This window comes from Cohnella algarum, assembly GCF_016937515.1.
In the GTDB taxonomy this organism is placed as follows: domain Bacteria; phylum Bacillota; class Bacilli; order Paenibacillales; family Paenibacillaceae; genus Cohnella; species Cohnella algarum.
The window spans coordinates 1,712,805-1,736,758 of the sequence record NZ_JAFHKM010000002.1 but is presented as its reverse complement, the minus strand read 5'-3'; the positions used below and the strand labels follow the sequence as shown (position 1 = coordinate 1,736,758).

At 56.3% G+C, this 23,954-nt stretch carries 17 protein-coding genes, 3 rRNA genes and 1 pseudogene; 4 read left to right on the top strand and 17 right to left on the bottom strand.

Annotated features, from left to right (window positions below; translation table 11 throughout):
• Positions 1–61: 61 nt before the first annotated feature.
• The 12 genes and pseudogenes from rsmI to JW799_RS07760 all read right to left on the bottom strand — a co-directional run bounded on the left by rsmI (position 62) and on the right by JW799_RS07760 (position 10,267).
• The gene (gene rsmI, locus JW799_RS07815) at positions 62–1,015 is read right to left on the bottom strand and encodes a 16S rRNA (cytidine(1402)-2'-O)-methyltransferase (RefSeq protein WP_240353200.1); all 954 of its coding nucleotides are present in this window, start codon (positions 1,013–1,015) and stop codon (positions 62–64) included.
• A 104-nt stretch (positions 1,016–1,119) separates the two neighbouring features.
• A pseudogene (locus JW799_RS07810) lies at positions 1,120–1,892 on the bottom strand (tRNA1(Val) (adenine(37)-N6)-methyltransferase).
• 143 nt (positions 1,893–2,035) lie between these two features.
• Complete coding sequence (locus JW799_RS07805; RefSeq protein WP_205429332.1) at positions 2,036–2,992, bottom strand: MraY family glycosyltransferase; 957 nt, start codon at positions 2,990–2,992, stop codon at positions 2,036–2,038.
• Positions 2,993–3,149: 157 nt separating this feature from the next.
• Positions 3,150–3,509, bottom strand: coding sequence for an initiation-control protein YabA (locus JW799_RS07800; protein WP_080831673.1), 360 nt, complete (start codon positions 3,507–3,509; stop codon positions 3,150–3,152).
• A 39-nt stretch (positions 3,510–3,548) separates the two neighbouring features.
• Positions 3,549–4,349: a PSP1 domain-containing protein gene (locus JW799_RS07795; RefSeq protein WP_080831674.1), complete on the bottom strand. Its 801-nt coding sequence runs from the start codon at positions 4,347–4,349 to the stop codon at positions 3,549–3,551.
• A 2-nt stretch (positions 4,350–4,351) separates the two neighbouring features.
• Positions 4,352–5,329: a DNA polymerase III subunit delta' gene (holB, locus tag JW799_RS07790; RefSeq protein WP_205429331.1), complete on the bottom strand. Its 978-nt coding sequence runs from the start codon at positions 5,327–5,329 to the stop codon at positions 4,352–4,354.
• Positions 5,330–5,343: 14 nt separating this feature from the next.
• The gene (locus JW799_RS07785; RefSeq protein WP_205429330.1) at positions 5,344–5,787 is read right to left on the bottom strand and encodes a DUF327 family protein; all 444 of its coding nucleotides are present in this window, start codon (positions 5,785–5,787) and stop codon (positions 5,344–5,346) included.
• Positions 5,788–5,815: 28 nt separating this feature from the next.
• Positions 5,816–6,145, bottom strand: coding sequence for a cyclic-di-AMP receptor (locus JW799_RS07780; protein ID WP_080831677.1), 330 nt, complete (start codon positions 6,143–6,145; stop codon positions 5,816–5,818).
• A 132-nt stretch (positions 6,146–6,277) separates the two neighbouring features.
• Positions 6,278–6,907 carry a dTMP kinase gene (gene tmk, locus JW799_RS07775; RefSeq protein WP_205429328.1) on the bottom strand — a complete coding sequence of 210 codons (630 nt, stop codon included), beginning with the start codon at positions 6,905–6,907 and terminating at the stop codon, positions 6,278–6,280.
• A gap of 21 nt (positions 6,908–6,928) precedes the next feature.
• Complete coding sequence (wsfD, locus tag JW799_RS07770; RefSeq protein WP_205429326.1) at positions 6,929–8,407, bottom strand: glycan biosynthesis hexose transferase WsfD; 1,479 nt, start codon at positions 8,405–8,407, stop codon at positions 6,929–6,931.
• Between the two features lie 45 nt (positions 8,408–8,452).
• Complete coding sequence (locus JW799_RS07765; RefSeq protein WP_205429324.1) at positions 8,453–9,943, bottom strand: aminotransferase class I/II-fold pyridoxal phosphate-dependent enzyme; 1,491 nt, start codon at positions 9,941–9,943, stop codon at positions 8,453–8,455.
• Positions 9,944–10,081: 138 nt separating this feature from the next.
• A complete protein-coding gene (locus JW799_RS07760; RefSeq protein ID WP_080831681.1) occupies positions 10,082–10,267 on the bottom strand; it encodes a sigma factor G inhibitor Gin in 186 nt (61 codons plus the stop codon).
• A 174-nt stretch (positions 10,268–10,441) separates the two neighbouring features.
• Between JW799_RS07760 and JW799_RS07755 the strand changes: the two genes are divergently transcribed.
• The 3 genes from JW799_RS07755 (at position 10,442) to istB (ending at position 13,505) form a co-directional block, all read left to right on the top strand.
• Positions 10,442–10,972, top strand: coding sequence for a transposase (locus tag JW799_RS07755; protein WP_205429323.1), 531 nt, complete (start codon positions 10,442–10,444; stop codon positions 10,970–10,972).
• 509 nt (positions 10,973–11,481) lie between these two features.
• The gene (gene istA / locus JW799_RS07750; protein WP_205428206.1) at positions 11,482–12,705 is read left to right on the top strand and encodes an IS21 family transposase; all 1,224 of its coding nucleotides are present in this window, start codon (positions 11,482–11,484) and stop codon (positions 12,703–12,705) included.
• Entirely contained in the window at positions 12,702–13,505 is an 804-nt protein-coding gene (gene istB / locus JW799_RS07745) for an IS21-like element helper ATPase IstB (protein ID WP_205428207.1), read from the top strand. Before istA ends, istB begins: the two co-directional genes overlap by 4 nt.
• Positions 13,506–13,787: 282 nt before the next feature.
• Here istB and rrf read toward each other — a convergent pair.
• From rrf to gyrA, 5 genes are all read right to left on the bottom strand, one after another.
• Positions 13,788–13,904 (bottom strand): 5S ribosomal RNA (rrf, locus tag JW799_RS07740).
• Positions 13,905–14,011: 107 nt separating this feature from the next.
• Positions 14,012–17,057, bottom strand: a 23S ribosomal RNA gene (locus JW799_RS07735).
• Positions 17,058–17,433: 376 nt separating this feature from the next.
• Positions 17,434–18,984 (bottom strand): 16S ribosomal RNA (locus tag JW799_RS07730).
• The 16S, 23S and 5S rRNA genes sit together here, the layout of an rRNA operon.
• Before the next feature lie 498 nt (positions 18,985–19,482).
• A complete protein-coding gene (locus JW799_RS07725; protein WP_205429322.1) occupies positions 19,483–20,544 on the bottom strand; it encodes an HD-GYP domain-containing protein in 1,062 nt (353 codons plus the stop codon).
• A 28-nt stretch (positions 20,545–20,572) separates the two neighbouring features.
• The gene (gene gyrA / locus JW799_RS07720; RefSeq protein ID WP_205429321.1) at positions 20,573–23,041 is read right to left on the bottom strand and encodes a DNA gyrase subunit A; all 2,469 of its coding nucleotides are present in this window, start codon (positions 23,039–23,041) and stop codon (positions 20,573–20,575) included.
• Positions 23,042–23,156: 115 nt separating this feature from the next.
• On the opposite strand from gyrA, the gene JW799_RS07715 reads away from it, so the two are divergent.
• On the top strand, positions 23,157–23,933 hold the full coding sequence (locus tag JW799_RS07715) for a YheC/YheD family protein (protein ID WP_080832448.1): 777 nt from the start codon (positions 23,157–23,159) through the stop codon (positions 23,931–23,933).
• The last annotated feature ends 21 nt before the right edge of the window (positions 23,934–23,954 follow it).

The window sequence follows — 23,954 nt, the reverse complement described above, 5'->3', positions numbered from 1 at the left end:
TAACCTTTTTATATCTCCTTATAACCCTCCCGGACAAGCCTCGGGAGGGATCTTTTTGATTTTACCGTTCAAGCAAGCTTTGGTAAATGTCCCGCCGAGACAAGCCGCGATCCCGTGCCGCCAGACGCATCGCTTCCTTTCGGTTTGCCTTTTCCGTCTTTTCGTAATGCTCCACATGCTCGGCTACGGTCAGCGGCTCCCACCAGACGGCAGACGCGGGCTCGCCGGAACGTTCTCCCTCTTCCCCGCCAGCCTCGGCTGAAGCCCTGCCCTCCAGCACGATGCATATTTCACCGAGCGGTGGATATTCCCGGAAATGCGCCAGACAACTCTGCACCGTTCCCCGGACCGCTTCTTCATGCCGCTTCGTCAGCTCCCGAATGACGGCCGCCCGGCGGTTCGGCCACTTGTCGGCGAACGCCTGCAGCGTCTTGACGAGCCTGTGCGGCGATTCGTAGAAAACGAGCGTCCCCGCCTCGCCGCCGAGCCCGGCCAGCAGGCGTTCCATGCCTTTGCGATCCCTGGGCGGAAAGCCGACGAACGTGAACCGCTCCGTCGAGAGCCCCGAAACGGTCAGCGCGGACAGGGCGGCGTTCGCTCCCGGAATCGGGACGACCGGGATGCCCTGGCCGATCGCCGCCGCGGCGAGGTCGGCGCCCGGATCGGAAATGGCCGGCATGCCGGCGTCGCTGATGAGCGCGATATTTTTTCCATCGAGCAGCAGGCGAATGAGCTCGGGACCGCTTGCGGCTTTGTTGTGTTCGTGGTAGCTGACCAGCCGGTTCGAAATGTCGAAATGCGTGAGCAGCTTGCGGGATTGGCGCGTATCTTCGGCCGCGATCAAGTCCGCTTCCTTCAGCGTGCGAATGGCGCGGAACGTCATATCCTCCAAGTTCCCGATCGGCGTTCCCACCAAATACAGCGTTCCGGTCGGCTTTCGATCGTCGAAGCTTTTTTGCGCGATGGCTGCTGAGACGTCCGGCATTCCGGCTTCGCCCGCCTTTTTTTCGCTCATGCCGTTTCCTCCTTTTGCCGAACCGGTTTCGGTCTGTATTGCATTTCTACTATTATATATGTCCTTCTCCCAGGCAAAAATCGACACCCTTCCGCGCGGCTTTCCTAAGACGGAAAGTCGTTAAGCTCGTTCTTGCTTCCGTAAAAAACGTCCAGCAATTCCTGCGTATACGTTCTGCCCTCGCCCCCGTACACGATGAGCGGCGGAAGCGTCCGCACTTCCGGGCGCCCCTCCTTCATCGCGTCGATCAACACCATATTCGCTTCCGCGCCGATCCGGGGGTGCACGAAGCGGATTCGCTTCGGTTCGAGCCGATGGCGCCGCAGCGCGTCGATAATTTCGGCAAGCCTCGTCGGCCGATGAACCATCGATACGCGCCCGCCCCTTCTGACGAGCCGGGAAGCGGCGGCGGCTACGTCTTCCAGCGTGCACCCGATCTCGTGGCGGGCCATCGCCTGATGCGGGTTTTCCTTATGGTCCCCGTATGGACCGGCATATAAGGCGGGTTGACCGTTACGGCGTCGTACGGGCTTTCTCCGTCCTTCAGGCCAAGCGTCTTGAGGTCGGCTTCCAGAATGCGGATCCGCTCTTCCAGGCCGTTCAGCTTGACGCTGCGCTCGGCCATGTCCGCAAGCCTCGGCTGGATTTCCACGCCGTCGATCGCGGCATTCGTCCGCGTCGTCAGCAGCAAAGGCACGACGCCGTTGCCTGTGCACAGGTCGAGCACCCGTCCGCGCGGCGGCACGCCGGCAAAACGGGCAAGCAGCACGGCGTCCAAAGAAAAGCTGAACACATCGGAGCTTTGAATGATTTTCAGCTCGTACGTCAGCAAATCGTCGATCCGTTCGCCGGGCAGCAGGTTCGGTTGAGGCTGCATGCTAGTTTGTCCATCTCCATTTTCTCATCTTCGTCTTCATTAGCTTACTCGATTTCATGCGCGATTTCATCATTCGGCCGCAAAACGAACAGGCCCTCGGCCGATCGCGGCACCGGAGGACCTGTTTTATCGCTTAATGCCCGTTATTGAGCCAACAGCAGCACGATCGAAAACAGACCGAAGCAAAGATTGACCAGGTACAGAAACGAGACGACCTGCACCGGCTTCATGCCCGTCGCCAGCAGCCGGTAATGGACCTGGGACGAATCGGCCTGGTAAATCGGAACCCCTTTGATCATGCGGACGAGAACGACGCGGATATTGTCGAGAATCGGCACCCCGAGCGCCAAAATGGGAATGAACAGCGAAAGAACGGTTGCCTGCTTGAACGCCCCGTCGAGCGCGACGACGCCAAGCATGAATCCGAGAAACGTCGCTCCGGCGTCCCCCATGAACACTTTGGCCGGAGGCCGGTTGAACACGAGATAGCCGATGGAGACGCCGACCGTAATGACGGCCATCATTGCCGAGCTTTGCTGGCCCATGACAAGCGCGACGACGAGCAGCGTACCGCCGGATATGGCCGACAGGCCGCCCGCCAAACCGTCCATGCCGTCGGTAAAGTTGATGACGGTCGTTACCCCGAAAATCCACAGGACGGTGAACAGGAACGACAGCCATTCGGGAAGGACGATGTAAGCTCCGTTGAACGGATTCTCGAAGCCGGCGAAGACGATGCCGGAAGCGTAAACGAGAACCGCCGCCGAAATTTGAACGAGGAATTTGGGCAAAGCCGGAAACTCCTTGCCGTGCGTCTTGTACCAGTCGTCCACGATTCCGATCAGCAGGACGAGCAGCCCGCCGAAGACGATCGCGGCCGTCTGAGGCCAGGAATCCCGAACAAAGATCAAATACGCAACGATAAAAGCGATGAATATCGCAATGCCGGCGGTCAGCGGAATCGGGTCTCTATGTATTTTTCGCGCGTTGTCCGCCCTCGGTTTGTCTACGAAGCCGATGCGAAGCGCAGCTTTTTTCAGCGGCGGGATGAGTGCGATCACGATGAACAAGGATAACAGAAAAGCGAAAAGATAACTCATCTTCGACTCCTTTCCCGGATGGATAGGCTTTTTCCTCGATTGTAGTCGGAAAAGTCGGGAAGTGTCAACTTAAGGAGCCATTAACGTTTTTTTATAAAAAAACGCCCGTCCCCAGAGGGACGGACGGCATCTCATCTCCACGCTTCCCGTGATTACGCTATTTGCTCAGGAACGACAAGCAGAACAGGCAATCGCCTTCCAGGCGCAAATGACCGTAATACACGTTGCAAATATGAAAACCTTCATGATACAGCCGGGCCAGATTGTCGTGGCCCTCCCCTACGACTGCGGATGCTTTGTCCTTGCCTTTGACGACGGCCGGTTCGTCTGTCGCCTCATCCGAAGCTTGGGCAGCCGTTTCGCGCCTCAACACGTTGCGCAGCTGCTGGTTTTCCATCTGGAGCCGTTGATTCTCTTCAAGCAATTGCTTGATCTGCAGCCGAAGTTCGCCGAAGTTCCCGTGCAAATTGCCCAAAGACGCTTCAAGCTCGTCCACGCGAAGAAAAATGTCTTTCATCAACGCCTTACACCTCAAGCCTCAGGTAGTGTCGCAACGTTACTTGACCACAACTTCATCAAAAGGCAATTCCTTCACTTTTCCGATTTCGAACAGTTGAACATGGACAGTGCGGCTGCCCGCGTTCAATCCGACGACCTTGCCTTCGCCGAAGGAAGTCACGACGGCCTTGCCGACGGCAGGCAGCTCTTCCTTCGCGCTTTCGTAATTGTCGTGCTCGTATTTGAGGCAGCACATCAATCGCCCGCACAGCCCCGAAATCTTCGTCGGGTTGAGCGACAAGTTCTGATCTTTGGCCATCTTGATCGAGACCGGTTCAAAATCCCCGAGCCACGACGAGCAGCAGAGAACGCGTCCGCAAGGACCGATCCCCCCGAGCATCTTGGCTTCGTCACGCACGCCGATTTGACGAAGTTCAATACGGGTCCGGAATACGCTGGCCAAATCCTTCACCAGCTCGCGAAAATCGACGCGGCCTTCGGCGGTGAAGTAGAAAATGATTTTATTCCGGTCAAACGTATATTCCACGTCCACCAGCTTCATCCGAAGCTGATGATCCTTAATCTTCTGCAGCCCGATCGTAAAAGCGTTCTTGGCCGCGTTCCGGTTCTCCTCCACCATATGGGCGTCGTGATCACCGGCGACGCGGATCACTTTTTTGAGCGGCAGCACGACATCGGATTCTTCCACCTTCTTGGGCCCGATCACGACGGTGCCGTATTCGACACCGCGCGCCGTTTCCACAATGACGTGTTGATCTTTGGATACCGGATGCTCGGCGGGGTCGAAATAATAGACTTTGCCCGCTTTTTTGAAGCGGACGCCGACAACATCGTACAACGCTACCCCTCCCGCGAGTTTACCAGAAATTGCTCCATGGCCAACTGCGGCTGCACATGAGCCTTGATGCGGCGAGCCGCCGTCAGCGCCGTTTCCATCGCATGAACCCAAGACCCGATGCTCCGGCTCCAGGCATGCTTTGCAATCCAATCCGCCTGATCGGAAAACACCATCATTTGATGACGCCCCGTCATCGCGTATATCATATCTCTATACCACAGAGCGAACATTTGCAGTAACGTTTCTACATGACTTGCAAGATCCGTCTTAAACACCTGTTGTTGAGCGGTCAGCAAAACGCCAGGGAACCGGGAAGACATCTCCTTCCCCAATTGTATCACTACGTTTCGAGTTTCTGCAAACCAATTCTGCTCGATCAGCTCGCGGCTTGCGTCGAGCCCTGCGGACAGATGAACGGCCGTTCGCGCCAGGAGCGGCGGTTTGCCTTCGGCGACAAGAATCCGCTCCATTTCCTCGGGGTGGCCCGGCACGAACGGAATGAGCTGGGATCGCGACAGAATGGTCGGCAGCAGCGATTGCGCGGTCGGCGCGATAAGAATCGCCACGACCGGCGACGGAGGTTCTTCCAAAAATTTAAGCAGACTGTTGGCGGCCTGAACGGTCATCGATTCGGCGCCTTCGATTTTGTAGATTTTGCGGCCCGCTCCGGAGCTGCGGTACGAAAGATCGCGCTGCAGCTCCCGGATTTGCTCGATCTTGACCGCCGTGCCGTCCGGGACGATCGTATGCCAGTCCGGATGATTGCCGTGCATGACCTTCCGGCACGACAAGCATTCCCCGCAGGCGTCCTCCCCCTGCCGCTCGCACAGAAGCGTCTGCGCCAGCGCTTCGGCCATCGCCCGCTTGCCGCTGCCCGAAGGCCCGGCAAACAAATAGGCGTGCGCCACTTTGCCGGTGCGGATCGCCTGCCGCAGCAGCGCTTTGGCCCGGTGCTGCCCGGGGATATCGCGCATCGGCATCGTGTGAATCCCCCTTAAAAGACGAGGTTGATGAGCAGTCCGCGGATTTCCCCTACCTTTTCCAGAAGCTCCAGCCGGCCTTCTTCCGTCTCGAGCAGTTCTTCTCCCATTCGGACGAGCATCTCGTCGACCTCTTCCAAAATTTTATATCGCTTGCCCCGTCCGCGGCGGTCCCAGCCTCTCGTTTCCTTCAGCCCGACGCCGCGGCGCAGCGTATCTTCCAAAAAGCTTTTGACCATGTTCCGGTACAAGCGAAGCTCGCGCACCGTCATCGAACGCATGAGACGGTCTCCCTGGGCCCGGATGTCCTCGAGCTTGCGCTGAAGCTCCTCTTCGGTCCGTTCCCCCTCCTGCTGCTGCAGGAAATCGCCAAACGTCTGCGTTTGGGGAGGGCGGGACGGCAGATCGTTTCTCTGCACCGTTTTGTTCCGGGGAAAGTAGCCCGGTTCGATTTTCACAATCCATCACCGCCAGCGTTCGCTCTAGTTAGAAATGCTCGAAGCGTTCAACCGGCAGAACGAAAACGGCCGCTCCGCCGATCTGGACTTCCACCGGAAAAGGAATATACGAATCCGCCGCTCCGCTAACGGGGGACACGGGAGTAACGAGCTGATCGCGGACTTTGCAGTTGGAGCGAATGACGTCCAGCACCTGCTGCACGCGGTCGTCCTCGATCCCGATCAGAAACGTCGTATTGCCGGCTTTCAGAAACCCGCCCGTACTGGCCAACTTCGTCGCGCGAAAGCCTTCTTTGATCAGAGCCGTTGACAAACGATTGCTGTCCTTGTCCTGTATAACCGCTATCACAAGCTTCATCGGCATACTCCTCCTTTAGTTATCCAGATTTTTTGCAAAAACGACATTCTCCGTTGTTGTGAAACCGCGATGTCGTTTTCTTCCTACTTATATTAATTATACACGCTCCGGTCAAATTCCTCTTTTCCGAATTTATCCGAGCCTTGCCTCCAAATATCGCCAAGCATCCTCCAGTACGAATTCCGGCGACCGCATCGCGTCGATCGTCACGATCCGTTCCGGAAACAGCCCAGCAACTTCCAAATAGCCTTCCCTGACCTTCCGGTGAAACGCGAGCCCTTCCAGATCGAGCCGGTTAACCTCCCGCAGGGCGTTCGCCTCGATTCGGGCCAAGCCCGCCTCGGGCTCGAGATCGAGGAACAGCGTCAGATCCGGCATGCAATCGTCGACGGCAAACCGGTTGATTTCCCAAACCGCTTCCATGCCGAGCCCCCTGGCGTGCCCTTGGTAAGCCAGGCTGCTGTCGATGAAGCGATCGCACAGAACGACCGCGCCTCTCTCGATGGCGGGAACGACGATTTCCACCAAATGCTGCCTTCGCGAAGCCGCGTACAGCAGCGCTTCCGTGCGGCCGTCCATCTTCGTGTGGCTGCGCTCGAGAATGACGTTCCGAATCGCTTCGGCGATCGGGCTGCCTCCCGGCTCCCGCGTCGTCACCGCTTCATAGCCCTTTTCTTTTATCCGATCCGCCAATCGCCCGATCAGCGTCGTTTTTCCGGAGCCTTCTCCGCCTTCTATCGTAATGAACTTCCCTTTCGACACCGATACGGCCCCTTCCCGCTTCTATCCCTTCCGCATGCGCGCCCCGATCAGCGCCGGCAGTCTCAGCAAGCCGTACGCCGCAAAGGCGAGGATGCTCACCACTATCATATCAAAGCTGACATTGAACATAAACAAATGCTTGCCCAAATCCGCTTCCCCGTCCCCGACGATCGGAATGACGATCGCCATCAGGCCGGTCAGCGCCACGATCGCCAGCGTCTCCGCCTTCAGCCTCGATTTCCGGTCGGACCGCAGCCGCCACCAGACGGCCAGTCCCGCGATAAAGACGGCGTAGATACCGGCGAACCATCCGAGCGTATGCGGCATCCGGTTCGCCTTCCATTCGCTCCATCCGCTGAACGTATAAGCAATCGTCCCCGGCGCCTTTCCGGCCTCGCGGTCGAAATTTCCCAGGTAATACGGCCGGATCGATGCGCCGTTCGCCGCCGCCTTTTCCAATTTGCCGATAAAGCGGCCCGGGTGCTTGAGATAAAACATCGCGATATCCTTGTGGCTCAGCCGTTCCAGCACTTCCTCCCGGAGCGTCGGATCGCGCTGGGGGATGGCGGTATCTTTTTGAAAATAGTTCGTGCCCGCCAGCACCGCGTATTTCTCCGGAATGCCGAGCTCGCGCATATCCCCGGCGACGTCGGGCGAATCCTTGAGCACCCCGAAAAAGATCGACTGGTATAGGTTCGTATGCTTCAGGCGGTCGGGCGCGGCCACGATCATGAGAACGGATCCCGCGATAAGAATGCAGACGCCCGCCAGCACCTGCCGGTGCCATCGGCGGTCCGGGCGGAGGCCCATCATTCGCCAGGCAAGGAGGGCGAAAGCAAAGCCCAGCGGTGCGTTCTGGATTTTCGAGCTGGCGATGGCAAGCGCGGCTCCGATGAACAGGGCAAGCAGTTTGCCCGTAGGCTTCTCGGTCGTCGAAATCGCGAAGGCGGAGGCGACGGCCAGCAGCATGCCGACCAGCGCGTACGGCTCGCCGAAAAACGATTGGAAATACGCCGCATACCCGATATCGCCGAAGATCCAGACGACGAGAAGCGCGACGACGGAGGCGGCTATGGCCGTCGTTTTTTTGCCCGTTGCGGCGGGCGTATGGCGCGCCAGCAAATATAAGGCCGTCGCGAAGAGGGCGATGTAGCAGGCGCCCAAAAATCGGATATCGTACGTTTGCCAGCTGAAAATTCGGGAAATCCAGCCGGAGAGGGCGACGAGAAAAATGTGGGTGGACACGTATCCGCCGGCGGCATAGCCGCCGTAGGCATATTTCGTATGAGAATAGGCAAAATACCGATCGTCGTAGGACTCGTTCGGATCGAGCGGCGCGATGCCGGATGCGCCCATGACGCGCGCGAAATCGCCGTTGTCGGCCACGCCGACGACGGGAGGGACCATGAGCATATAAACGAGCAGAACGGCCGCGCCCAGCACCGAAATCCAGGCAATCGGCTTGCGATAATCGCGAATACGAGCAAAAAAACGTTTCATGCTTTACCTCGCTTGTCGTAATGGAACGGATGGACAAATTCCGATTTATTCTTGCAGCCGGACCCGGATCGATTCCAAAGCGGAATCCTCGGCGCCCTGGAACTTCGCCCCGCTCTGCCGCAGCTTCCGCAGCGCGCTTACGACATCCGGCGTGATCGGCTCGCCCGGATAGAGCAGCGGGATGCCCGGGGGATAAGGGATGACCCATTCCCCGGCCGTCCGGCCGGCTGCCCGATCCAGCGGCAGCTTCTCCGTGGCGGCTCGGCTCCGGTCGAAGGCCACCGGTTCGGACAGCTCGCGGTAAGGGAACGCTTCGGCGGCGGCAGCTGCCGCGCGGCGGGCCGGCTCGCCGTCCGGCGCTTCCGGCAGCCGGTCAAGCCGGAACGTTGCCGCGATATCCCATAGCGCGCGGACGAGCGCTTCGCCGTCCTCCGGCACCGTCCCGGCACCGAGCGCGAGCACGGCGAACCGGTCGTCCGCCATTTCGGGCACGCAGCCGCGGCTCTCCAGCTCGTCCCGCAGCCGGTAGCCGGACAGGCGGCCGGACGTGTCGTAAAGCGTGAGCTTCAGCGGGTCGAGCCTCACCGGCTCGATCGGGCGAACGGGTCGAATAGGCGCATCGGCCAGCTTGTCCCGAACGCATTCGGCCGTTCGCACGGCAAGCTCGAACATGCGCTCGCGCCGAACGTGCAGCTCGCGCCGGGCCAAATCCAGCGAAGCCATGATCGGATAGGACGGGCTCGAGCTTTGCACCATGCGCAGCATTTCCCTCACGGCCTCCCGGTCGACGAGACCGCCTTGCATATGGAGCATCGCGCCCATCGTAAGCGAGGACAGCATTTTATGCGCCGATTGAACGACGATATCCGCCCCGGCCTGCAGCGCGCCGCCCGGAAAAGCGGCATGCCGGCCGAAATGCGGCCCGTGCGCCTCGTCGACCAATACCGGAAGTCCGCGCTCGTGAGCCAGGGCCGCAATGGCGCTCAAATCGACGCTCAAGCCGTAATAATTCGGGTTCGTCAGCAGCAAGGCTTTCGCCTCCGGATGCCGTTCCATTGCCCGAACGATCGTTTGCGCCGACGGGGTTACGGCAAGACCGGACGCCTCTTCCGGTTCGGGCTGCAAAAAAACCGCCCTGGCGCCGGCGAGCATAAGCCCGTGAATGATCGATTTATGCGAATTGCGCTGCGCGAGAACGAGATCGCCAGGCCGGCAGACGGCCAATATCATCGCCAGATTGCCCGCCGTGCTTCCCCCTACCAAAAAACAAGTCTCCTCCGCCCCGAAACAATCGGCGGCAAGCGCCTTAGCTTCGGCAATGACACCCTCGGGATGGTGCAAATCGTCGGTATCCAACAGCTCGGTCAGATCGATCGGCAGGATGGAAGCAAACCGGGCGTTTGCCCCTTCATCGTTCCACGCGGCGCGTTGTTTATGCCCCGGCACGTGAAACGGCTTTCCGTTTCTTTTCGCATGGCGTTCCAGCGCTTCATAAAGCGGGGCTCTGGCGGCCGCCAAGTCAATCGGCTTTTGCATATCGAACGTCGCCTTTCCGTTTACTTATGGTACATTATAACAAAATGACCGGGAATAAAAACGCATACGGCAAAAACCGCCAGCCCCCGCATAAGGATCTGACGGTTTAAAAGCGGATACGGCGACGCGCGCGAACATTCACGCGTGGAAACGAACCCATATTTGCCTCAGACGGCGAACAAAAAAAGGATATCTCTCGTCTTCCACTTTCGTATGAACCATTTCGGCTTCGCAAGATTGACAGATGAATTCGCTCACGACGGTAATGCCTTCTTGCTTCGGCTCCCCGCATATAATGCATGTTTTCAGATCGGTTGCATCCATCGACACTGCCCCCTTCAGGCTCTATTATATACAGTATGGATCGAATTCTATGAAAATAAACGTGCTTCCTAGCAAAAATTCGTTCCGATCGCCCGAATTCATAACATTCGCTCGCCAAACAACCGATGATAAGAAGTAGCGAAGCTTTCCGCAGGCAGAAGGAGAGAATAAAGCATGGCTTCCGAATCGCTTTTGAACCAAGATCCGGTCATCTATCATTACAAGCTGATTCGCAAAATTCCCCTCCGCCCCGAGGCTAGGTATAGTTACATTACGACCGCCGTCATGGGAATCGGGGCAATAACCGCCATATACCGCTGGCAGGGACTGCTCAATACGCTCATTGGCTTCCTGATCATGACGGCTATCCATGCCGTCGTTCTGAGGCTGACCCTGCGCCGCGTGGACGAGCCTTCGATGAAGCGCTGGGCGTTCCGTTACGATTGGCCGTGGTTCGGACCGCTGCCGGTGATGGATACGACGCTGTGGCTGTTTCGCAGGCTTCATTTTCACCTGTTTATCGTCGGCTGCTGCATTGTCGGCCTGCTATATCCCTGGGCCCATTCTTCCTTGCTCGTTTCGTTGGTTTATTGGCATTTCTGGCTGCTTACGCCGCGGGTAACGCTATTGTTCAATATGATCGGGGAAAAAGGAGACGGCGTCCTGCGATTGTCCTCGGATGAAGTTTCTTATTATCACCGCTAACTTCGCAACCAAGCGCTAGACATGTTTATATTGCTTTCCTTTTCTCCAACTTGGCAACGTCCTACTCTCCAGTAAGACCGGCTTGCCGTCTTCTTAGGATTCCGGTTCCTGGTTCGGTTCTGGTTCTGGTTCAGCTTGCTTGGCTCGCCTTGGCCACGTTGGATTTTGTCCAACCAAAACCGGCCTTTTCGCGAAACCCACCGGCTTGGTTGGATTTTGTCCAATCAGGAGCGGCCCTTTCGGGGATTTCGCCCGATTTTCCCGTTTCTCGTTGGATCAAATCCACTGTAGATCAACATTTCCGCATTTCTTGCTCCGTCGGTTGGATAAAATCCAACATAGGCGGAACCCGCAGGTTTCCGCCGCCCATGTCACTCATAGCAGCTCACCGTTGTCCTTTGTCACCGCCGGGATATAATTGACCCACCAGCGCCGGAATGAAAATGACCCACCCCTGTAGAATATATCTCCTCGAGAATATCGGCCAAGATATTTGGAGAGGAGGAAATATGCTAAGGAGTGGGACAGTGATTAGATTACATGAACTTCAAGCTAGCGGCAAGAGTATCCGTGAGATCATGCGGGAGACGGGTCATTCGAGAAATACGATTCGTAAATATCTTAGAGCCGATGGTATCCCTGAACCCAATCCCCGCAAGAAAAGAGCTTCCAAACTAGATCCATACAAGTCCCAGTTGGATCTTTACTTGGCCAAAGGAATATTCAATTGTGAAGTTCTACTACGTCTCTTAAGAGAACAAGGATATGGCGGTGGAATTACGATCATCAAGGACTATGTGAAGCCGCATCGTCCTCCAAAACAGGCGCCGGCTGTGCAACGCTACGAGACGAAACCTGGACAACAAGCACAGGTAGACTGGAAGATTTGCGAGTACGTCGATCTAACCGGGGAGGTTCGGAAGATCCCTGTCTTTGCAATGGTTTTGGGCCACTCCCGCGCGACGTATATGGAGTTTACGAAACGCTGTGACATCCACAGCTTTCTACGCTGCTTGATGAACGCCCTAGAATACTTTGGCGGCGTCCCGAAAACGATGCTCACCGACCAGATGAAAACCGTCATCTTGGGCATGGGCGACGACCGAAAGCCGCGCTGGCATCCGTTGTTTGAAGACTTCGCCGCAGCCATCGGCATGATCCCTAAGGTCTGCCGCGTACGACGTCCACAAACCAAAGGCAAAGTCGAACGAAGCGTTCAGTTCATCGAGCAGAACTTCATGCCAGGAAGACAATTCACGGATCTCGGTGATCTGAACCGCCAGGCCCGGAAGTGGTGTGACGAACAAAATCGCCGCATTCATGGCACAACCGGCGAAAGACCATTCGACCGTTTGGCCAATGAAGCGCTTGGGCCGTTGCCAACTCCGGAGCGCTGGGAAAAGTACCGATTCGAGCCTCGAAAGGCCAGCCGGGACGGATTCGTCAGCTACGATGGCGTACGGTACGGCGTTCCTTGGCGGTTCAGTGGCCGTGATGTGAAGGTGCGTGAAGTGAATGGCATAGTCGAGATTTATTCTGAGAAGCAGCTCATTGCCCAGCATGAAAAGCAATACCGATCACGAACGCTTGTCATGTGCGAGAACCAGTACACCAACCTGAGTACGGCGCAAGGCTATGCCTACCCAAGGCCTCAAGGGCTTCAGATACCTGAACAAGATGTGGAGGTGCGATCTCTCGATGTTTATGATCGCCTTGTGGAGGTGGGCGCATGATTGCACTAGAACAAGCTCGCCTCCGTCTGGAGGAACTCGGCTTAGAACAAGCTGCCCAAGCTCTCGATGCAAAGTTAGAGGCCGCCGGCAGAAGCCAAAGCACTTACCTCACTTTCCTAAACGAGTTGCTGGAGGCTGAGATTTTGGAGCGTCAACGCCGAAACGTTGAGGTACGAATGAAACTTTCGCATCTACCGTATCGACGAACGCTAAGTGATTTCGACTTCACGTTTCAACCTGGGCTTGATGAGCGCCTGATTCGTGAACTTGCTGCATTAACATTCGTTGGGAGGCAGGAGAATGTTCTCTTTCTCGGCCCTCCCGGCGTCGGGAAGACCCATTTAGCCGTCGCAATTGCGATGGAGGCGATTGGACAAGGCTTGCCGGTGTATTTCGTTTCGCTCGCTCAACTAGTTAGCGATTTGCGAAAGGCGTACGAGGAAAACCGATTGGAGAAGCGAATGAGGGTTTATCTTCGTCCTCGGATACTCATCGTCGACGAGGTGGGCTATCTCCCCCTGGACCCACTGGGTGCGAACCTGTTTTTCCAACTGGTCTGTGCTCGGTACGAGAAAAGCAGCATGATCCTGACCAGTAACAAAAGCTTTGGTGAGTGGGGCGAACTTATGGGAGATGCCGTTCTTGCAACGGCCGTGCTTGATCGCCTCCTCCATCATTCCCACGTAGTAAACATCCGTGGGAACAGCTACAGGCTTAAAGAAAAACTAAAAACCGGAATCTATTCGTCACCAAGCGCACAGGTGGGTCAAAATTATCCCGGCGCTAGTGGGTCAATTTAATTCCGGCGTTGACATCCTTACCCAAGTACCCATTCGCAGAGCTCCCCGGTGGCCGTTGCCCAAGTACCATTCGCACAGAGCTCGCCAGTGTACGACTTTTGGAGGAGAATGCCGTTTTCGCGCCTGAGTGATCACGCCAGGAGTTCACATGCATCCATATAACAGCCCATACCTTAAATTTGAAGAAGTACTCGAACCAACCTTATATCAAGCATATCAAGCGAAAAAGCCAAAAAAGAAGCACAAAAAAGCACCCCAAATGAGGTGCTTTCCTGTTCTCCAACCTGGCAACGTCCTACTCTCCCAGGACCCTGCGGTCCAAGTACCATCGGCGCTGGAGGGCTTAACGGTCGTGTTCGAGATGGGTACGCGTGGAACCCCTCCGCCATTGCCACCAGATCGAAGTTCTTCAAGGCTTGCGCCTTGATAACCGGATACGAAACGATTGCGCATTGTTGTTTGTTGGCTTGCTTCCCGTCTGCTCCGTGCCCGCAGGCGCTTCGCTTTAGGATAAGCCCTCGACCGATTAGTACTCGTCAGCTCCACGCGTTGCCGCGCTTCCACCCCGAGCCTATCAACCTGGTGTTCTTCCAGGGGTCTTACGAATTGGGAAATCTCATCTTGAGGCGGGCTTCGCGCTTAGATGCTTTCAGCGCTTATCCCTCCCGCACTTGGCTACCCAGCCATGCTCCTGGCGGAACAACTGGTACACCAGCGGTGCGTCCATCCCGGTCCTCTCGTACTAAGGACAGCCCCTCTCAAATTTCCTACGCCCGCGACAGATAGGGACCGAACTGTCTCACGACGTTCTGAACCCAGCTCGCGTACCGCTTTAATGGGCGAACAGCCCAACCCTTGGGACCTACTTCAGCCCCAGGATGCGATGAGCCGACATCGAGGTGCCAAACCTCCCCGTCGATGTGGACTCTTGGGGGAGATAAGCCTGTTATCCCCAGGGTAGCTTTTATCCGTTGAGCGATGGCCCTTCCATTCGGTACCACCGGATCACTAAGCCCGACTTTCGTCCCTGCTCGACTTGTAGGTCTCGCAGTCAAGCTCCCTTATGCCTTTGCACTCTTCGAATGATTTCCAACCATTCTGAGGGAACCTTGGGGCGCCTCCGTTACATTTTGGGAGGCGACCGCCCCAGTCAAACTGTCCGCCTGACACGGTCCCTTCACCGGATTCACGGTGACAGGTTAGAACTCCGATACGATCAGGGTGGTATCCCAACGGCGCCTCCATCGATGCTTGCGCACCGACTTCTCAGGCTCCCACCTATCCTGTACAGACCGTACCAAAGTCCAATATCAAGCTACAGTAAAGCTCCATGGGGTCTTTCCGTCACGTCGCGGGTAACCTGCATCTTCACAGGTACTAAAATTTCACCGGATCTCTCGTTGAGACAGCGCCCAAGTCGTTACGCCATTCGTGCGGGTCAGAATTTACCTGACAAGGAATTTCGCTACCTTAGGACCGTTATAGTTACGGCCGCCGTTTACTGGGGCTTCGGTTCACAGCTTCGGATTGCTCCTAACCGCTCCCCTTAACCTTCCAGCACCGGGCAGGCGTCAGCCCGTATACTTCGCCTTGCGGCTTCGCACAGACCTGTGTTTTTGCTAAACAGTCGCTTGGGCCTCTTCACTGCGGCCCCTCGGGCTATTCACCCTACCGAGGCACCCCTTCTCCCGAAGTTACGGGGTCATTTTGCCGAGTTCCTTAACGAGAGTTCTTCCGCGCGCCTTAGAATACTCATCTTGCCTACCTGTGTCGGTTTGCGGTACGGGCACCTTCGCCTGGCTAGAGGCTTTTCTCGGCAGCGTGAGCACGGAACCTTCGGTACTGTGATTTTCCCTCCCCATCACAGCTCAGCCTTTTCGATGCGCGGATTTGCCTGCGCATCAGCCTCGCTGCTTGGACGAGCATATCCATCAGCTCGCGTTCTTGCCCTCCTGCGTCCCCCCATCGCTCGTAACGGCTTACGGTGGTACAGGAATTTCAACCTGTTGTCCTTCGACTACGCCTTTCGGCCTCGCCTTAGGTCCCGACTTACCCTGAGCGGACGAACCTTCCTCAGGAACCCTTAGGCTTTCGGCGGACAGGATTCTCACCTGTCTTTTCGTTACTCATACCGGCATTCTCACTTGAATGCAGTCCACCGGTCCTTCCGGTCCGACTTCAACCCGCATTCAACGCTCCCCTACCCAGTTCGTCGTCTTCACTTCACCCTGGTGTGTTTAGCTGGGGCATTTGGGTCAGAATCTTTGAACAACCTTTACGGTTGATTCTGACCAAATGTCCCGGTTCTACCAGAACAAAGTGAAGACGACGACCTGCCATAGCTTCGGTGGTGTGTTTAGCCCCGTTACATTTTCGGCGCAGAGTCACTCGACCAGTGAGCTATTACGCACTCTTTAAATGGTGGCTGCTTCTAAGCCAACATCCTGGTTGTCTTCGCAACTCCACATCCTTTCCCACTTAACACACACTTGGGGACCTTAGCTGATGATCTGGGCTCTTTCCCTCTTGACGACGGATCTTAGCACTCGCCGTCTGACTCCCGAGTATACATCTGTGGCATTCGGAGTTTGACTGAACTTGGTAACCCTTGGCGGGCCCCGCACCCAATCAGTGCTCTACCTCCACGATGCTCAACCTCGAGGCTAGCCCTAAAGCTATTTCGGGGAGAACCAGCTATCTCCGAGTTCGATTGGAATTTCTCCCCTACCCCCACGTCATCCCAGAACTTTTCAACGTTCATGAGTTCGGGCCTCCAGTAAGTGTTACCTCACCTTCACCCTGCACAGGGGTAGATCACACGGTTTCGGGTCTACGCCTACGTACTCAATCGCCCTATTCAGACTCGCTTTCGCTTCGGCTCCGCTTCTCCAGCTTAACCTCGCACGTAAACGTAACTCGCCGGTTCATTCTACAAAAGGCACGCCATCACCCTTAAGAATCGGGCTCTGACTTCTTGTAAGCGTACGGTTTCAGGTTCTTTTTCACTCCGCTCCCGCGGTGCTTTTCACCTTTCCCTCACGGTACTGCTTCGCTATCGGTCGCCAGGGAGTATTTAGCCTTGGCAGATGGTCCTGCCGGATTCCCACGGGGTTTCTCGTGTCCCGCGGTACTCGGGATCCGTCTTGGAGAGAGCAGACTTTCGGCTACAGGGCTTTTACCTTCTTTGCCGGGCCTTTCCAGACCTCTTCGCCTAACCTGCTCTTTTGTAACTCCGTGTAAGACGTCCCACAACCCCAGGGAGCAAGCTCCCTGGTTTGGGCTAATCCGCGTTCGCTCGCCGCTACTGACGGAATCACTGTTTTGTTTTCTTCTCCTCAGGGTACTTAGATGTTTCAGTTCCCCTGGTATGCTCCCTCATGAGCTATGAATTCACTCATGGGTGACTGTGCATTACCACAGCCGGGTTTCCCCATTCGGACACCCCCGGATCAAAGCCTGCTTACGGCTCCCCGAGGAAATTTCGCTGTTCGCCGCGTCCTTCGTCAGCTCCTGGCGCCTAGGCATCCTCCGTACGCCCTTATTAGCTTAACCTCTCGGTTAGCTTGCCATTTTCACTTCAAGTACCTTCGTACTCTCCGCTCCACAACACATAAGGTCATTAGATGATCTTCTTTTGCGCTACAACTAACCGCTACCCAGCAGCGTTCGCTGCGTGTCGGTTCGTTGCTTTCGTTTCGTATCCAGTTGTCAAGGTGCAAGCTGCAACCGTTACCCTGCGGCGTTCGCCGCGTGTCGGTTGTTAGCAAATCCCCATCGCCAATCGGCGACAGAATATCATCTTATCACATTGCCCTTCCGCTCTCAAGACGCAAATCTTTCCAGCGAGGCAAGCGATAGGATTGAAGGATTCCTCCTTCAAAACTGAACTCGAGCGTAATCGGACTTTATTCCCCGAAGGGTTCCTTAGAAAGGAGGTGATCCAGCCGCACCTTCCGATACGGCTACCTTGTTACGACTTCACCCCAATCATCTACCCCACCTTCGACGGCTGGCTCCTTGCGGTTACCCCACCGGCTTCGGGTGTTGTAAACTCTCGTGGTGTGACGGGCGGTGTGTACAAGACCCGGGAACGTATTCACCGCGGCATGCTGATCCGCGATTACTAGCAATTCCGACTTCATGCAGGCGAGTTGCAGCCTGCAATCCGAACTGAGACCGGCTTTTTAGGATTGGCTCCAGGTCGCCCTTTCGCTTCCCGTTGTACCGGCCATTGTAGTACGTGTGTAGCCCAGGTCATAAGGGGCATGATGATTTGACGTCATCCCCGCCTTCCTCCGGTTTGTCACCGGCAGTCACCTTAGAGTGCCCACCCGAAGTGCTGGCAACTAAGATCAAGGGTTGCGCTCGTTGCGGGACTTAACCCAACATCTCACGACACGAGCTGACGACAACCATGCACCACCTGTCTCCTCTGTCCCGAAGGAAAGGCCTATCTCTAGACCGGTCAGAGGGATGTCAAGACCTGGTAAGGTTCTTCGCGTTGCTTCGAATTAAACCACATACTCCACTGCTTGTGCGGGTCCCCGTCAATTCCTTTGAGTTTCAGTCTTGCGACCGTACTCCCCAGGCGGAGTGCTTAATGTGTTAACTTCGGCACCGAGAGGTGGACCCCCCAACACCTAGCACTCATCGTTTACGGCGTGGACTACCAGGGTATCTAATCCTGTTTGCTCCCCACGCTTTCGCGCCTCAGCGTCAGTTACAGTCCAGAGAGCCGCCTTCGCCACTGGTGTTCCTCCACATCTCTACGCATTTCACCGCTACACGTGGAATTCCGCTCTCCTCTTCTGCACTCAAGCCCCCCAGTTTCCAGTGCGTCACGGGGTTGAGCCCCGCACTTAAACACCAGACTTAAAGAACCGCCTGCGCGCGCTTTACGCCCAATAATTCCGGACAACGCTTGCCCCCTACGTATTACCGCGGCTGCTGGCACGTAGTTAGCCGGGGCTTTCTTCTCAGGTACCGTCATCGAGCTAGCAGTTAACTAGCCCTTATTCTTCCCTGGCAACAGAGCTTTACGACCCGAAGGCCTTCCTCACTCACGCGGCGTTGCTCCATCAGGCTTTCGCCCATTGTGGAAGATTCCCTACTGCTGCCTCCCGTAGGAGTCTGGGCCGTGTCTCAGTCCCAGTGTGGCCGTTCACCCTCTCAGGTCGGCTACGCATCGTCGCCTTGGTGAGCCGTTACCCCACCAACTAGCTAATGCGCCGCAGGCCCATCCCTTAGCGACAGATTGCTCCGTCTTTCCCAGCTCGCTCATGCGACCAAGCTGCGTATCCGGTCTTAGCATTCGTTTCCGAATGTTATCCCAGGCTAAAGGGCAGGTTGCCTACGTGTTACTCACCCGTCCGCCGCTAACCTTCTTAAGTAGCAAGCTACCTAAAAAGATCCGCTCGACTTGCATGTATTAGGCACGCCGCCAGCGTTCGTCCTGAGCCAGGATCAAACTCTCCATAAAGGGACTTTTGACGGCAGGGTTTCCGAAGGAAATCCTGAGAGTCAAAATGTCCAACTACTTTATTGAAGAGCCCTTAGGCTCAAAAAGTTATTGCTGGTTTGTCTCGCACAGGCTCAAAGCCTGCATTCGACTTGTTTCCAATTACGCTCGATGTTCAGTTTTCAAGGAGCAATCGCGTTAGCCCGAAGGCCTTCGCTTTCGCGTCGCCCGTTCAGCGGCGACTTAAATAATATATCACGTTTGAATCGCCTATGCAACTGTTTTTTTCGCTTTTTTTAACTGACAGATTTCCCCATGCAAATGGCCCGCCGCTTTCCGTTTTCTCTGCCTTGAACGGACGATCTTCCGCCTTGGCAACGGATCGCTTTCGGAGGATGGTGGGTTCGCGCCGTTCAAGATCAATATATTGCGCGAGATATCGAAATAATAAACGAAAACCGGAGCCCGACCGCCATCGGTCTTCGCTCCGGTTTCGCGCTTCGTCCGGCAGTTAGCCGGTCAGGCGGAATAGATCGCGCAAATGTACAGATCCCGCTGCTTGCTTAAATTCACGATTTCCCCATAGATCGAGATCATCGGCCGCGTCGGATTTTGGACGTCGGTAAATACGATTTCGCCTACGCGGTTATCGTTAAGCTGAACCAGCATCCCGTTGTGAAAATGAGTTGCCCGGTCGATGAACGTACGCACGAACAACGGATCCAGCTTGCCGAACGACTCGGACTGAAGCTCCTCCAGCACCAAATAGGGCGACTGGCCTTTCCGTTCATTGCGCGTGGTCGTCATCGCATGATACATGTCCGCGATCGCCACGATTTTGGCGTATTGGTGGATTTTGTCCCCGGAAAGCTTCATCGGGTACCCGCTGCCGTCCAATCGCTCATGATGCTGCAGCGCGGCCAGGGCTACCCCTTGGCTCAAGGAAGGAACGCCCTCGAGAAGGCGGAATCCGTACACCGTGTGCTGCCGCATCTCCTGAATTTCCGCAGGCGTCAACCGGGTCGGCTTATGAAAAATCGCCGGGTCGATCCGGACGTTCCCGATATCGTGCAGCAGCCCGGCAAGCGCGATTTGCGTCCAGTCCTTTTCCGGCAGCTTGCACCATTTGGCGAGCTTGTACGAAGTCAGGGCGCATAGAACGCTGTTGCGAATCCATCGTTCGACAGGACTTCCATCCTGAACGGGAACGAACGTCAATACGTTGTACTCTTCGATGCGATCGATGAGCTCAAGGAGGGATTTCCGAAGTTCCAGTACCGGCAGCTTATCTCCCGGCCCCGTCCTGTCGAACGAATGCTTCAGCAGCTTTTCCATCTCCAGAAATTTCTGCTGAAGCGGCTGAACTTCGCTCTCCGGAACGTTCTCTTCGGATTTCTCCGTCGTTTCGATCAAACCGTTGCGGCGAACCTCTACGTTCGGTATTAGAAAAGCCTGCAATATCTCCAAATCGCGATCGGACAAAATCCGGCCTTCGGGCAGCAATAAGCTGCCCAAAGACGTGATCACGTCCGAGGTCAGGCAGTCGCCTTCCTGCACCTGCGCCACGGGCAATACCGGCATGACGCTTCCCCCTGAACAATTCGCTGGATTACTCGCTGTCTTCGCTTGCTTCTTGCGCGTTTTCTTCGTCGTCCGCGCTGCTTGGCGCACGGGCGACGGTAGCGACCGACTCGTCTTCCTTCACGTTGATGAGCTTGACGCCCTGCGTGATGCGTCCCATCGTGTTGATGCCGGACATGCTCATCCGAATCAACGTTCCGTTGGTGGTGATAATCATTAAATCCTCATCGTCCTGGACGACCTTCAGGCTGACGATCGAGCCGTTCTTGTCCGTGACGTTCAGCGTCTTGATCCCTTTCCCGCCGCGCGTCTGCGTACGGTATTCGGTCATCGGCGTCCGTTTGCCGTAGCCTTTGGCCGTCACGATCAGCACGTCCCGCTCCGGATCGACGACATCCATGTCGATGACGCTGTCGTTCTCGTCGAGCTGGATGCCTTTGACCCCGGTAGCCGAGCGACCCATGGCGCGGACGTCCTGCTCGGAGAAGCGTATGGACATGCCCTGCGCCGTGCCCATGACGATTTCCTGTTTGCCGTCGGTGAGCTTGACGCCGATCAGATCGTCGTCTTCGCGCAAGGAAATGGCAATCAGCCCGACTTTGCGGATGTTGGCGTAATCGTCCAGCGGCGTCTTCTTCACGATCCCGTTCCGGGTGGCGAAGAACAGGTAGCGGTTCGGTTCCATCGACTCGACCGGAATGACGAAGTTGATCGTCTCGCCCTGCTCGATCTGAATGAGGTTAATGACCGGCGTCCCCCGGGCGGTTCGGCTCAAATCCGGGATTTCGTACGCTTTAAGCCGGAACACCCGTCCGCGGTTCGTAAAGAACAGCAAGTAGTGGTGCGTGTTGGATACGAACAGATGCTCGATGAAATCGTCGTCCTTCGTATCCATCCCGACGACGCCTCTTCCGCCACGCTTCTGGCTGCGGTACGTGGAAACCGGCAAACGCTTGATGTACCCGGTATGGGTCATCGTGATAACCACTTCGTCGCGCGGAATCAAGTCCTCGTCGAGGATTTCGTTGTCGCTGGCCGTAATTTCCGTGCGGCGCTCGTCGCCGAATTTGAGCTTGATTTCTTCCAGCTCGTCGTGAATGATGCCCAGCACCAGCTGCTCGTCTCCGAGAATGGCCTTGTATTCGGCGATTTTTTGCAGCAATTCGTTGTATTCCTCTTCGATCTTCTCGCGTTCCAAGCCGGTCAGCCGGCGCAGACGCATGTCGAGAATCGCTTGGGCCTGGTCGAACGACAGCCCAAAGCGCTCGATCAGCCCGTTGCGGGCCTCCTCGTCGGAACGGGAAGAGCGGATCAAGGCGATGACTTCGTCGAGATGGTCGAGCGCGATGCGCAAACCTTCGAGAATATGCGCGCGGGCTTCCGCCTTTTTGAGGTCGTACTCGGTCCGCCTGCGAATGACTTCGATCTGGTGCTTCAGATAGTAGCCCAACACCTCGCGCAGGTTCAGCACTTTCGGCTCTTTGTTCACGATCGCGAGCATATTGATGCCGAACGACGACTGCATGGACGTGTGCTTATAGAGATTGTTCAGCACGACGCTCGGATTGACGTCCCGGCGGAGCTCGATGACGATCCGCATCCCGGTACGGTCCGATTCGTCGCGCAAATCGGTAATCCCGTCAATCCTCTTCTCGCGGACGAGTTCGGCGATCTTCTCGACGAGGCGCGCCTTGTTGACCTGGTACGGAATTTCGGTGACGATAATCCGGGCCTTGCCGTTCGTCTCCTCGATGACCGCCCGCGCGCGGATCGTAATGGAACCCCTTCCCGTCGCGTATGCCGAACGGATCCCTTCCCGGCCCAAAATAATGCCGGATGTCGGGAAATCGGGTCCCTTGATATATTCCATCAAATCCAGAGCCGTCAGATCCGGATTATGGATAAGCGCCTGGACCCCCTCGATCACTTCGGTCAGATTGTGCGGAGGAATGTTCGTGGCCATCCCGACGGCAATCCCCGTCGTACCGTTGACCAGAAGGTTCGGAATCCGCGCCGGAAGCACTTCGGGCTCCACTTCCTCGCCGTCGTAGTTCGGAACGAAGTTGACGGTTTCCTTGTTGATGTCGCGCAGCATTTCCATCGCGATCTTCGACAGGCGCGATTCCGTGTACCGCATGGCGGCCGCGGCGTCGCCGTCGACGGAACCGAAATTCCCCTGGCCTTCGACCAGCATATACCGCATGGAGAAATCTTGCGCCATCCGGACCATCGCTTCGTAAAGCGCCGAGTCGCCGTGCGGATGGTATTTCCCCATGACGTCGCCGACGACCCGGGCCGACTTCTTGAACGGCTTGTCCGGCGTAACGCCCATTTCCGACATTCCGTACAAAATGCGCCGGTGCACGGGCTTCAAACCGTCCCGAACGTCGGGCAGGGCGCGGGATACGATCGTGCTCATGGCATAACTCAAAAACGATTCCCGCATTTCAAGACCGATATCGCGGTCCCGAACTTGGGAGCGTTGCTCTTCCGACATGTGGATCCTCCTTCTTTGTTACCAACGAACACCAACCGTACAATCGTCATAAAGTAAAAAGGATGAATGAATTTATTATAGCATAATGTCTACGGGAAAGGTTGGATGAAGCCCGATGCCGATCCGCCGCGTTCAAAGTAAACGGGCCAAAACCGTTGCGCTGCTGGCTAACCCCGAATTGAAAGACTCCATCCCCGAAACCCGCGAATTCAACCGGAATACGGTCCATGACATGCTGCACAAATACGGCATGATTTACGTGAAACCGGTGAACGGCACTTTCGGCAAGGGCGTTATCCGCTTGGAACGAAACCCGGATCTGCTGCTCCCTTATTCCCTGCAATCCGGCGAGCGAAAATACCGCTTCCGCACGTTCGAAGGAATGTATGCGAAGCTTCTTCGCGTCAAGCTTCGCAGGCGCTACATCTCCCAACAGGGCATCGAGCTGCTAAAGTTCAATAAGCGCCGGTTCGATTTGCGCGTGATGGTCCAGATCAACCCGGCGAAGGAATGGGAAGCGACCGGCATTATCGGCCGCCTTGCCCATCCCCGCAAAATCGTGACCAACTATCACAGCGGCGGAACGCTTTACCCGTTCGAAAAGCTGATGGGCGGCTATCTTGGCAGCGGCGAAAAATTAAACGCTTTTCAGGACAAACTGAAAGGGCTGGGCAAAAAAATCGCCGTCACGCTCGAACGCAGCTTTCCCGGAATCAAGGAAATCGGCATCGATATCGCCGTCGACCGGAATCTGAAACCGTGGATTCTCGAGGTCAACACCTTGCCTGATCCGTATATTTTCCGGAAGCTGCCGAATTCGGCGATTTTCCGCCGCATTTATCGCTATGCCAACGCTTACGGGCGCTTTCGGCGCAACCGCAGCGGCAGTTGAAATCAAACACCCGCCGTTGCC